This window comes from Curtobacterium sp. MCLR17_051 (assembly GCF_003234395.1).
Classification (GTDB): domain Bacteria; phylum Actinomycetota; class Actinomycetes; order Actinomycetales; family Microbacteriaceae; genus Curtobacterium; species Curtobacterium flaccumfaciens.
In genome coordinates this window covers 70801-82814 of sequence record NZ_QKTA01000008.1, presented here as the reverse complement: position 1 = coordinate 82814, position 12014 = coordinate 70801, and the positions used below count along the sequence as shown (strand labels likewise).

General features: G+C 70.3%; 6 protein-coding genes and 1 pseudogene. 1 reads left to right on the top strand and 6 read right to left on the bottom strand.

The window, feature by feature from the left end:
- The first annotated feature begins 49 nt into the window (after window positions 1–49).
- Window positions 50–589 (top strand): HdeD family acid-resistance protein, encoded by a 540-nt coding sequence (locus tag DEJ06_RS18575; RefSeq protein WP_244993120.1) that lies wholly within the window; start codon window positions 50–52, stop codon window positions 587–589.
- A 98-nt stretch (window positions 590–687) separates the two neighbouring features.
- Here the strand turns inward: DEJ06_RS18575 and DEJ06_RS09065 are convergent.
- The 6 genes and pseudogenes from DEJ06_RS09065 to lgt all read right to left on the bottom strand — a co-directional run.
- Window positions 688–1779, bottom strand: a pseudogene (locus DEJ06_RS09065) (acyltransferase family protein); the annotation flags it as partial.
- A 38-nt stretch (window positions 1780–1817) separates the two neighbouring features.
- Window positions 1818–2912, bottom strand: coding sequence for a VIT1/CCC1 transporter family protein (locus DEJ06_RS09060; RefSeq protein ID WP_111031612.1), 1095 nt, complete (start codon window positions 2910–2912; stop codon window positions 1818–1820).
- Between the two features lie 130 nt (window positions 2913–3042).
- Complete coding sequence (pyk, locus tag DEJ06_RS09055; RefSeq protein WP_017887208.1) at window positions 3043–4488, bottom strand: pyruvate kinase; 1446 nt, start codon at window positions 4486–4488, stop codon at window positions 3043–3045.
- A gap of 197 nt (window positions 4489–4685) precedes the next feature.
- Complete coding sequence (locus DEJ06_RS09050; RefSeq protein WP_111039086.1) at window positions 4686–6143, bottom strand: glutamate synthase subunit beta; 1458 nt, start codon at window positions 6141–6143, stop codon at window positions 4686–4688.
- A complete protein-coding gene (gltB, locus tag DEJ06_RS09045) occupies window positions 6136–10740 on the bottom strand; it encodes a glutamate synthase large subunit (RefSeq protein ID WP_372500256.1) in 4605 nt (1534 codons plus the stop codon). Before gltB ends, DEJ06_RS09050 begins: the two co-directional genes overlap by 8 nt.
- 227 nt (window positions 10741–10967) lie before the next feature.
- Entirely contained in the window at window positions 10968–11954 is a 987-nt protein-coding gene (lgt, locus tag DEJ06_RS09040; protein ID WP_071244753.1) for a prolipoprotein diacylglyceryl transferase, read from the bottom strand.
- Between the last annotated feature and the right edge of the window lie 60 nt (window positions 11955–12014).

Here is a 12014-nt window from a genome sequence, read left to right as displayed (position 1 = left end):
GACGGGTAGCGTGCTGGACACCAGCGCTGGCGATCAGGGAGGAGCGCTCGTGGATTCTCGTGCCGTCAGGACGTTCCGGGTGTTCGTCGTCGTCACCGCCGTCGTCGCCATCGCACTGGGCATCGTGGCCATCGTCTGGCCCCGCCCGTCGCTCGTGCTCGTGGCGCTGCTGTTCGGCGTGTACCTCGTCGTGGCCGGGGCACTGCGCGTCTTCGCCGCGGTGCGGGGGCACGGCACCCGTCCGGTGTGGCGGTGGACGTCCGGCATCGTCGGCGGCCTGGTCGCGGTCGCGGGGCTCGTGACCCTGCTCGACCCGGCGATCCCGCTCGTCGTCTACGCGGTGCTCGCCGGTGTCGGGTTCGTGATCGAGGGGATCGTGTCGATCGTCGGTGGGTTCGTCGGGCACCCGGGATCGTCGCGCGTGCCGACGCTCGTGAGCGGGGTGCTGTCGATCCTCGGCGGCGTGGCCGTGCTCGTCGCCCCGGGGCTCGCGCTCGCGGTCTTCATGGTGTTCGCCGGCATCGCGCTCATCGTCGTCGGCGCCGCTGCACTGCTGCTGCTCCCCCCGCGCGCCGCCGTCCGACGCTGACCGCCGTCGCGGCGGCGGCGGCCGAAGGCGCCCTCGAGCAGCGCGCGTTGGTGCGAGTTCATGAACGGACGCTCGACCACCACGGCGAACAGCACGCAGAGCGCGACGGCGACGGGGGCGACACCGAACAGCATCAGCGCGAACTGCACCGGGGTCGGCAGGTCGAGCGGCAGGAGGAGCAGGTTCCCGAGCGCGAGCAAGGGGCTGTGCACCAGGTACACGCTGTACGACACCAGGCCGAACTGGACCAGTCGCCGGCCGCCGAGCACCCCACGCGCGCGGTGCGTCCCGGCGTGCCCCGTCCGCTGCCCCTCGGCGAGGACCATCAGGAGCAGGGTCGATCCGACGCCGACCACCACACCCACCGTGACCCCGGACACGGCGCCGGGCGCCACGACGACCAGGCCGTACGCCGCGACCAGCACCACGGTGGCGAGGACCAGCGTCGAGCGCTGGTGACGCAGGAGCGCCCGCGCGAGGCGGGGACGTCGGCGGCGCAGCTCATCCTCGGGGCCGACGACCAGGGACGCGCCGTACATGCCCAGGGCGAAGATGCCCAGGAAGTGGGGCGCCGACCACGCGCCGACCCCGGTCCGGACGGAGACCGCGGCCAACACGAACAGCAGTGCGACGAGGACGAGCGGCGGCACGCGTCGCCAGACGACCAGGAGCACCGGCATCAGGAGCATGAGCTGCATCTCGATCGGCAGGCTCCACAGCGTCCCGTTGATGGTCGTGATCCAGTCCGGCGAGAAGTTGTGCACCAGCAAGACGTGCGCCACGATGCTCTGCAACGTCACGGGGAGCTTGTCGTCCCAGAGCGTGCCGTGCGGGACCCCCATCACCGGCACGAACGCGATGAGTGCGAGCGAGACCAGCAGCGCGGCGAGGTAGGGCGGCACGAGCCGTCGGATGCGCCGCTGCGCGAACACCAGGTAGCTGCTGCCGAGGGCGAGGTCCCGCCGTCCAGCCACCGCGATCATGAGCGTGAACCCGGAGATCGCGACGAAGGCGGGGACCCGTACGTCGCCGGCGTCGAGCAGGCGCCAGACGACGGGCATCGATTCCTCGAGCGCTCCGGCCACCCCGGTGAACCGAGCGGTGTGCGCCAGGACGACGAGGATCGCGAGGATCCCCCGGAGTCCGTCCACGTGGGCGAGGTCGAGCCGGGGAAGACGATCGGATGCCATCCCAACAGCATCTCACATCTCGTATATGAATACCAAGGTCACGCGGAGCCGGTGCCGAAGAGCAGCCCGAGTGCGTAGGTCACGATCGCCGCACCGAACCCGATGGCGAGCTGCCGGAAGGCCCGCTTGCCGGGAGACGCTCCGCTCAGCACGCCGACGACGGCACCGGTGCCGAGCAGGGCGATGCCCACCAGCCCGCCGGCCACCGCGATCGCCGGCCACCCCTGCATCCCGAACAGGAACGGGAGCACCGGGATGATCGCGCCCGAGGCGAAGAAGCAGAAGCTCGACACCGCGGCGCTCAGCCCGGTACCGACCGCCTCGTGGTCGTCCGCGACCGCGGTCGAACCGGTCGCCGGCCGCCGCTCGCCGATGCCGGACAGCACCTGCGCGGCGTGCTCGGTCGCCTCGGCCTCGGACATCCCGCGCGCGCGGTAGACCAGCGCGAGCTCGTTCGCATCGACGTCCAGGTCCGACACCGCCTTGCCGGCCTCGGGGTGCGGCGCGGACGCCTCGAGCAGTTCGCGTTGCGACCGGACGGAGACGTACTCCCCCGCCCCCATCGACAACGCGCCGGCGAGCAGGCCGGCGATGCCGCTCAGCAGCACGAAGTGCCGGTCGGCCCCCGAAGCACTGATGCCGATGATGAGCGCCAGGTTGGACACCAGACCGTCGTTCGCGCCGAACACCGCCGCCCGGAACGTGCCGGACAGCCGCATCCGGCCCCGGTTCGCGAGCCCGCGCACGACCTCGCCGTGGATCCGCTCGTCGGCGGCCATCCGCGCGGTCGCGTCCGAGTCGTCGGCGTACGGCGAGCGGTCCTCGGCGCGCTGCATGAGCGCGAGGACGAAGACCGACCCGAACCGCTTGGCCAGCACGGCGAGCACCCGGGTGCGCAGGCTCCCCCGCTGGGGCCGTCCGACGTCGTCGCCGAGCAGGTCGAGCCAGTGGTCGGCGTGCCGTCCCTCGGCCTCGGCCAGCGCGGCGAGGATCTCGCGCTCCTCGCCGGAACGGCGGGCAGCGAGGTTGCGGTACACGGCCGCCTCGGCACGTTCGTCGGCCAGGTAGCGACGCCAGCGGCGGACGTCGGCGCGCGGCGCCGGGGTGTCGGATCGGAGGCTCACAGCGACCATCCTGCCGCCTGCGGCCGACGTCCGGTCACCACCAGGGCCGTGGAGACGCGGCAGGGCGCGGACCGGAAGCGGTCGGCGCTGCTCGCGCCGGGCCTCCAGTCCGCGCCCTGGTGGCGACGGATCCCTCGGATCAGTCCCGGACGTAGGCCGGGGCGGCCTCGGCGTGGGCGTCGCCCACCCGGTGCACGCGCAGGTCGTTCGTCGAGCCCTCGATGCCGGGAGGGGACCCGGCCGTCACGATGACGCGGTCGCCGGGGGCAGCCAGGCCGTTCTCGAGGAGGACGTCGTCCACCTGCGAGAAGAGCTCGTCGGTGTGGGTCTTCCGCTCCACCAGGAACGAACGGACACCCCAGGTGAGGGCCATCCGGCGGCGCGTGGCCTCGTTCGGGGTGAAGGCGATGATCGGCAGACCGTGGCGCAGGCGCGACATGCGGCGGGCCGAGTCGCCGGACTCGGTGAAGACGCAGAGGTACGACGCCTCGGTGAACTCGGCGATCTCGACGGCGGCGAGGGTGATCGCCCCACCGAGCGTGCGCGGCTTGGTGCCGAGCGGGGCGATGCGCTCGAGACCGTGGTCCTCGGTGGACTCGACGATGCGGGCCATGGTGCGGACGGTCTGCACCGGGTACTCACCGACGCTCGTCTCACCGGACAGCATGACCGCGTCGGCACCGTCGAGGACGGCGTTCGCGACGTCGGACGTCTCGGCGCGGGTGGGGATCGGCGACGAGATCATCGACTCGAGCATCTGCGTCGCGACGATGACCGGCTTCGCCATGCGGCGGGACAGCTCGACGGCGCGCTTCTGCACGATCGGGACGGCCTCGAGCGGGAGCTCGACGCCGAGGTCACCGCGGGCGACCATGATGCTGTCGAAGGCGTCGATGATCTCCTCGAGCGCGTCGACGGCCTGGGGCTTCTCGACCTTGGCGATGACCGGCAGGCGCTTGCCCTCTTCGTCCATGATCTCGTGGGCACGCACGACGTCGCTCGCGTTGCGCACGAACGACAGCGCGATGAGGTCGGCGCCCTGGCGGATCGCCCAGCGCAGGTCGGCCTCGTCCTTCTCGCTCAGCGCGGGGACGTTGACGGCGACACCGGGCAGGTTGATGCCCTTGTTGTTGGACACCGTGCCGGGGACGACGACCTCGGTGCGGACCCGCACGCCGTCGGTGTCGAGGACACGGAGGCGGACACGGCCGTCGTCGATGAGCAGCGGGTCGCCGGGCTTGACGTCCTGCGGCAGGCCCTTGAACGTCGTGCCGCAGATCTCCTTCGAGCCAGGGACGTCCTCGGTCGTGATGGTGAAGATGTCACCGACCGCCAGGTCGTGCGGGCCGTCGGCGAAGCGTGCCAGACGGATCTTCGGACCCTGCAGGTCGACGAGGATCGCGACGGGCTTGCCGAGTTCTTCGGCGGCACGACGGACGTTGACGTAGTTGGCCTCGTGAACGCTGTAGTCACCGTGGCTGAGGTTGAGGCGGGCGACGTCGACGCCCGCTTCGATGATCTCCTTGACGGTCTCGTAGTCCGACGTTGCCGGTCCGAGCGTCGAAACGATCTTTGCGCGTCTCAATGGATTCCTTCGTGGTGGTGGATGGAGCTTGGGTTTCCGCGCTGTGGGGCCGCGCGGAACGAAGCGAGGCCACCAGCACCCTACCGAGTGCTGGTGGCCTCACGCTCACGGGAGCGTGAGCATCTGGTGGAGACGGTCCGCCGTCTGGCGGCGGTCCGACATCTGGTGGCCGTCCGACATTCCGTGATCGTCCGACATCAGACGGAGATCGCCCGGTCGGTCGCCTTGACCGGTGCCGGCAGGATCGTGGAGCCCTCGAGGTACTCGTCGACCTGGGCGGCCGCGGCACGGCCCTCGGCGATCGCCCACACGATGAGCGACTGCCCGCGACCCGCGTCGCCGGCGACGAACACGCCGGCCTCGTTGGTCGCGTAGTCGGCACGGCGGTCGAGCGCCCCGGAGACCGTGGTCGGCAGACCGAGCTGGGGCTCGATGGTGTCCGACTCGGGGCCGGTGAAGCCCATCGCGATGAGGACGAGGTCGGCCGGGATCTCCCGCTCGCTGCCCGCCTTCGGGACCCGTCGGCCGTCGAGGTACTCGGTCTCGGCGACCCGCAGTGCGCGGACCTCGCCGGCGTCGTTCGACAGGAACTCGACGGTCGAGGCGAGGAAGTGCCGCTCGCCGCCCTCTTCGTGGGCGCTCGTGATCTCGAACACGGTCGGGAACATCGGCCACGGCTGGTCGGACGGACGCTCGAGCGGCGGCTGCTTGCCGATGGCCAGGTTCGTCACGCTCAACGCGCCCTGGCGGTGAGCGGTGCCGATGCAGTCCGCGCCGGTGTCGCCGCCGCCGATGACGACGACGTGCTTTCCCTCTGCCGTGATCTGGTTGTCGACCGTCGTGCCCGCGTTCGCCTTGTTCTGCTGGACCAGGTAGTCCATGGCGAAGTGCACGCCCTCGAGGTCGCGCCCCGGGATCGGCAGGTCGCGCGGCACCGTGGCACCGGTGGCGACGACGACCGCGTCGTAGCGCGACTTCAGGTCGTCCCAGGCGATGTCCTTGCCGATCTCGACCCCGGCACGGAACCGCGTGCCCTCGGCCTGCATCTGGGCGAGGCGCGCGTCGATCTGGCGCTTCTCCATCTTGAAGTCCGGGATGCCGTAGCGGAGCAGCCCGCCGATGCGGTCGTCCCGCTCGTAGACGGCGACCGTGTGGCCGGCACGCGTGAGCTGCTGCGCGGCGGCGAGTCCGGCGGGACCGGAGCCCACGACGGCGACGGTCTTTCCCGTCAGGCGCTCCGGCGGGTGCGGCGTGACCCAGCCGTTCTGGAACGCCTGGTCGATGATCGAGACCTCGACCTGCTTGATCGTCACCGGGGGCTGGTTGATGCCGAGCACGCACGACGACTCGCACGGTGCCGGGCAGAGCCGACCCGTGAACTCCGGGAAGTTGTTCGTCTCGTGCAGGCGCTCGATCGCCTGGCGGCCCTCACCGCGCCAGGTCAGGTCGTTCCACTCCGGGATCAGGTTGCCGAGCGGGCAGCCCTGGTGGCAGAACGGCACGCCGCAGTCCATGCAGCGGCCGGCCTGGCGCTTCAGGACACCGGACTCCTGCTGCTCGTAGACCTCTTTCCAGTCCATGAGCCGCACGGGCACGGGTCGCCGGGGCGGGAGTTCGCGTTCCTGGACCTTCAGGAATCCCTTGGGGTCAGCCACCGGTCACCTCCATGATCCGATTCCAAACGATGTCACCGTCGGGGTCGAGCCCCTCGTCGACGGCCTGTCTGCGCGTCTCGAGCACCGCCGCGTAGTCGCGCGGCAGCACCTTGACGAAGTCGCTCAGGTCTCCGGACGCCAGCAGGTCGGACGCGAGCGTCGACCCCGTCTCGTCGGCGTGCCGGGTGAGCAGGTCGGTGACGATCTCGACGTCGGCGCTGTCGAGCGCCTCGAGCCGGAGTTCGCCGGACGCCAGGGCGTCGGTGTTGACGTGTTCCTGGCGCAGGCCTCGGACGTACGCCGTCCCACCGGACATGCCGGCGCCGAGGTTCCGGCCGGTCTCGCCGAGGATGAGCGCGAGCCCGCCCGTCATGTACTCGAGAGCGTGGTCCCCCACGCCCTCGACGACGGCCGTGGCTCCGGAGTTCCGCACCAGGAAGCGCTCGCCCACGATGCCGCGGATGAACATGCTGCCCTGGGTGGCGCCGTACCCGATGACGTTGCCGGCGATGACGTTCTCGGCCGGGTCGAAGCCCGAGCCGGCGTCGGGCCGGACGACGATCTGGCCGCCGGAGAGCCCCTTGCCGACGTAGTCGTTGCTGTCGCCGATGAGCCGCAGCGTGATGCCCGCCGGCAGGAACGCGCCGAGCGACTGCCCGGCGGAACCGCGCAGCGTCACGTCGATCGAGCCGTTCGGCAGGCCGTGCTCGCCGTGCCGCAGGGTCACCTGGTGGCCGAGCATGGTGCCGACGGCGCGCTCGGTGTTGCGGATGGGCAGGTCGAGCGCGATCGAACCGCCGTGGTCGAGCACGTCCGCGGTCTGCTGGATGAGCTGCACGTCGAAGTGCTGGTCCAGCTCGTGGTCCTGCTCGCGGTGGTGGCGGCGAGGTTCGGCGTCGTCGAAGTGCGGTCCCTTGAGCACCGGCGCGAGGTCGAGCCCCGAGGCCTTCCAGTGCTCGACGGCACGGTCGACGTCGAGCGCGTCGGTCTGCCCGATCGCCTCGTCGAGGCTGCGGAAGCCGAGCTCGGCGAGGAGCTCGCGGACCTCTTGTGCGATGAACTCGAAGAAGTTCACGACGAACTCGGGCTTGCCGGAGAACCGCTTGCGGAGCTCGGGGTTCTGCGTGGCGACGCCGACCGGGCAGGTGTCCAGGTGGCAGACGCGCATCAGGATGCAGCCCTCGACCACGAGCGGGGCGGTCGCGAAGCCGTACTCCTCGGCCCCGAGCAACGCGGCCACGACCACGTCGCGTCCGGTCTTCATCTGCCCGTCCACCTGCACGACGACGCGGTCACGCATGCCGTTCAGCATGAGCGTCTGCTGGGTCTCGGCCAGGCCGATCTCCCACGGGGTGCCGGCGTGCTTGAGCGAGTTGAGCGGGCTCGCGCCGGTGCCGCCGTCGTGGCCGGAAACGAGCACGACGTCGGCCAGGGCCTTCGTCACGCCGGCCGCAACCGCACCGATGCCGGACTGGCTCACGAGCTTCACGTGGACGCGGGCGGCCGGGTTGGCGCGCTTGACGTCGAAGATCAGCTGCTTGAGGTCCTCGATGGAGTAGATGTCGTGGTGCGGCGGCGGCGAGATGAGGCCGACGCCCGCGGTGGCGTGCCGGGTGCGGGCCACCCACGGGTAGACCTTGGCCGGGGGCAGCTGACCGCCCTCGCCGGGCTTCGCGCCCTGCGCCATCTTGAGCTGGATGTCGGTGGCGTGCGTGAGGTACATGCTCGTCACGCCGAACCGGCCGGAGGCGACCTGCTTGATCGCGCTGCGGCGCTCGGGGTCGAGCAGGCGGTCGACGTCCTCGCCGCCCTCACCCGTGTTCGAACGGCCACCGAGTCGGTTCATCGCGATGGCGAGCGTCTCGTGAGCTTCCTTCGAGATGGACCCGTAGGACATCGCACCGGTGTTGAACCGCTTGACGATCGACTCGATCGACTCGACCTCGTCGAGCGCGATGGGCTTCCGAGCGCCCTGCTTGAACCGGAACAGCCCGCGGAGCGTCATGAGCTGCTCGGACTGGTCGTCCACGGCGCTCGAGTACTCGCGGAAGATGTCGTAGCGGCGGGCACGGGTGGCGTGCTGCAGGCGGAACACCGTGTCCGGGTTGAACAGGTGCGGCGGGCCCTGACGGCGCCACTGGTACTCGCCACCGATCTGCAGTCGCTCGTGCGAGAGCACGGCGCCGTCCTGCGGGTACGCCTGGGCGTGCCGCTCGGCGTTCTCCTTGGCGATGACGTCGATGTCGACGCCGCCCAGGATCGACGAGGTGCCCGTGAAGTACTTGTCGACGAACTCCTGGCTGAGCCCGACGGCCTCGAACGCCTGCGCACCGGCGTAGCTGGACACCGTGGAGATGCCCATCTTCGACATGATCTTCAGTACGCCCTTGCCGAGCGCCTTGATGACGTTCTTGACGGCCTGCTCCGGGGTGATCCCGGGGATCATGCCGGCGCGGACCAGGTTCTCGCAGGTCTCCATCGCCAGGTACGGGTTGATCGCCGAGGCACCGTACCCGATGAGGGTCGCCACGTGGTGGACCTCGCGCACGTCGCCGGCCTCGACGATCAGCCCGACCTTCATGCGCTGCTCGGTGCGGATCAGGTGGTGGTGGACCGCGGCGAGGAGCAGGAGGCTCGGCACCGGTGCCTGCTCGGAGTTGCCGTCGCGGTCGGACAGCACGATGAACTGCTTGCCGGACTCGATGGCGGCGTCGACCTCGTCGCACACGGCGGCGATGCGCTTCTGCATCGCCTTCTTGCCGGCGTCGACGCGGTACAGGCCCTTGATCGTGACGGTCAGGTGGCGACCCGACTCGGTCTCGAAGTGCTGGACCTTGGCGAGCTGGTCGTTGTCGATCACCGGGAAGTCGAGCGTGATCTGCTTCGCGTGCTCGGGACCGGCGGAGAGCAGGTTGCGCTCCGGACCGAGTCCCATCCCCATCGAGGTGATGACCTGCTCGCGGATCGAGTCGAGCGGCGGGTTGGTCACCTGCGCGAACTGCTGCGTGAAGTAGTCGAAGAGCAGGCGCGGACGCTCCGACAGCACGGCGATCGGGGTGTCCGAGCCCATCGCGCCGAGGGGTTCGGCACCCGCTGCTGCCATCGGGCGCAGCAGGATGCGGACTTCTTCCTCGGTGTACCCGAACGCGCGCTGACGACGGGTGACCGACGCCGGGGTGTGCACGATGTGCTCGCGCTCCGGCAGGTCGTTGAGGTTGATGCGTCCGGCTTCGAGCCAGTCGCCCCACGGACCGGAGGCGGCGAGCTCGCGCTTGACCTCGTCGTCCTCGATGATGCGGCCGGCCTCGGTATCCACCAGGAACATCCGGCCCGGACGCAGGCGGCCCTTGCGCACGACCTTGGCGGCCGGCACGTCGATGACCCCGGTCTCGGAGCCCATCACGATGAGGCCGTCGTCGGTGACCAGGAAGCGTCCGGGGCGCAGGCCGTTGCGGTCGAGGGTGGCGCCGACGAGCGAGCCGTCGGTGAAGGTGATCGCGGCGGGACCGTCCCACGGCTCCATGAGCATCGAGTGGTACTCGTAGAACGCGCGGAGGTCCGGGTCCATCCCGACCTGGTTCTCCCACGCCTCTGGAACCATCATCGACACGGCGTGCGGCAGGGTCCGGCCGGTCAGGGTCAGCAGCTCGAGGACCTCGTCGAACGAGGCCGAGTCGCTCGCCCCCGGGCTCACGATGGGCAGCAGCGGGGCCATGTCGCCGAGCAGTTCGCTCTCGAGCTGCGACTGGCGCGCGCGCATCCAGTTGCGGTTGCCGCGCACGGTGTTGATCTCACCGTTGTGGGCGATCGTCCGGAACGGCTGCGCGAGCGGCCACGACGGGAACGTGTTCGTGGAGTAGCGCGAGTGCACGATCGCGAGCTTCGACGCGAAGCGCTCGTCGCTGAGGTCCGGGTAGAACGGCTCCAGCTGGAGCGTCGTGACCATGCCCTTGTAGACCATGGTACGGCTCGACAGCGACATGAAGTACAGGTCGTTGTCGTGCTCGGCACGCTTGCGGAGCCGGAAGGCCTGGCGGTCCAGCGCGATGCCGCTCCACGAGGCACCGTGCACGTCGTGCCGGATGGAGGCGACGAAGAGCTGCTCGAACGCCGGCATCGCGGCACGGGCGAGCGTGCCGAGGACCTCCGGACGCACCGGGACCTCGCGCCACCCGAGGACCTTCAGGCCCTCTTCGCGGGCGAGCCGCTCGACGGCGCCCTTCACCGCGTGGCGGGCGTCGTCGTCCAGGGGCAGGTAGGCGGTGCCGACGGCGTACTCGCCCGCTGCCGGCAACTCGAACGGCACGACGGCCCGCAGGAACTCGTCGGGCACCTGGCACAGGATGCCCGCGCCGTCACCGGTGCCAGCGTCGGACCCCACGGCACCGCGGTGCTCGAGGTTCCGGAGCGCACCGAGGGCCGCGTCGACGATGTCGTGCCCGGGGGTGCCGCGCAGGGTCGCGACCATCGCGAGACCGCAGGCGTCCTTCTCGTTCGCCGGGTCGTACATGCCCGTGGCGTCCGGGATCGCGGAGAAGCGGCGGTGCGGCGGCACGAGGCTCGTCGGTGCCGAGGGCTGGGTTGGCTGGAGCGCCATGGGGAACCGTCCTCACGAGGAAGTGGAACAGGGACAGCGGTGGCCCGGTGGTGCGTTCCGCCCGAGCGGGCGGGACTGGTGCCCGTGCCCGCCGTCAGTGAGTTGCCCTGCCGGCCGGCGAGGTTGCTGGGCCCCGCTTGTGGCGGGGACCGTCTGGTGCTGCTGCTGCTGCTGCTGGTGCTGCACGTGACCGGTGGTCGTCGGGAGCGGGTGCTCCCACCACGGGATCAGCGAGTGGTCGTGACCGGTTCGTCGCTCGTGACGCCGTCTGCTGCGTCGTCATCGTGCTCCGAGAAGGTGTCCTCGGAGTCTACAACGGAGGTCGGACGGGGCCCGCGACCAGGCAGGTACGGGCTCGGCTCCTTGCCGGTGTGCCGGCGGCTCTGCACCACGAAGATCAGGATGCCGATCACGACCGCGGCGAGGGCCACCCACACGTTGGTGCGGACGCCGAAGAAGGTCTCGCTCGTGTCGACGCGGATGGACTCGAGCACCGAGCGCCCGGCGCCGTACCAGATCAGGTACAGGCCGAGGACCTTGCCCCACTGCAGCGTGAACTTGCGCGCCAGGAAGAGGATGACGACGACACCGAGGACGTTCCAGATGATCTCGTACAGGAACGTCGGGTGGAACAGCGTGCCCTCGGGCAGGCCCTTCGGGAACGCGGCGTTGCTCGAGTCGATCTCGAGGCCCCAGGGCAGGCTCGTCGGCATGCCGAAGAGCTCCTGGTTGAAGTAGTTGCCCAGGCGACCGAAGGCCTGTGCGAGCAGGACGCCCGGCACGACCGCGTCGATGAACGACGTGAACCGCAGGCCCACCTGACGGCAGCCGATCCACGCACCGACCGACCCGAGGATGAGCGCCCCGAAGATGGCGAGCCCGCCCTCCCAGATGTACAGGAAGGACAGTGGGTCGATGCCGGGGCCGAAGTAGTCGGACACGTGGGTGAACACGTGGAAGAGACGACCGCCGATGATGCCGGCGGGCACGGCCCAGATCGCGATGTCGATGATGATCCAGCGCTCGACGCCACGGGCGTTGAGTCGTCGGTTCGCCAGGACGACCGCGGCCACGATCCCGATCAGGATGCAGATCGCGTACGCGTGGATGCGGAAGTCGAGGGGCAGCGACCAGCCGAACGCGTCGCGCAGCCAGGCGGTCAGGTCGAAGTACTGCCAGGCGGTGCTCGGGCTCGGGATGCTCAGGAGGGGCATGGAGGTGCTGTCGCCTTTCGGAACTGACGGGGCGCGGTCGACGTCGCGTCGGCCTCGCTC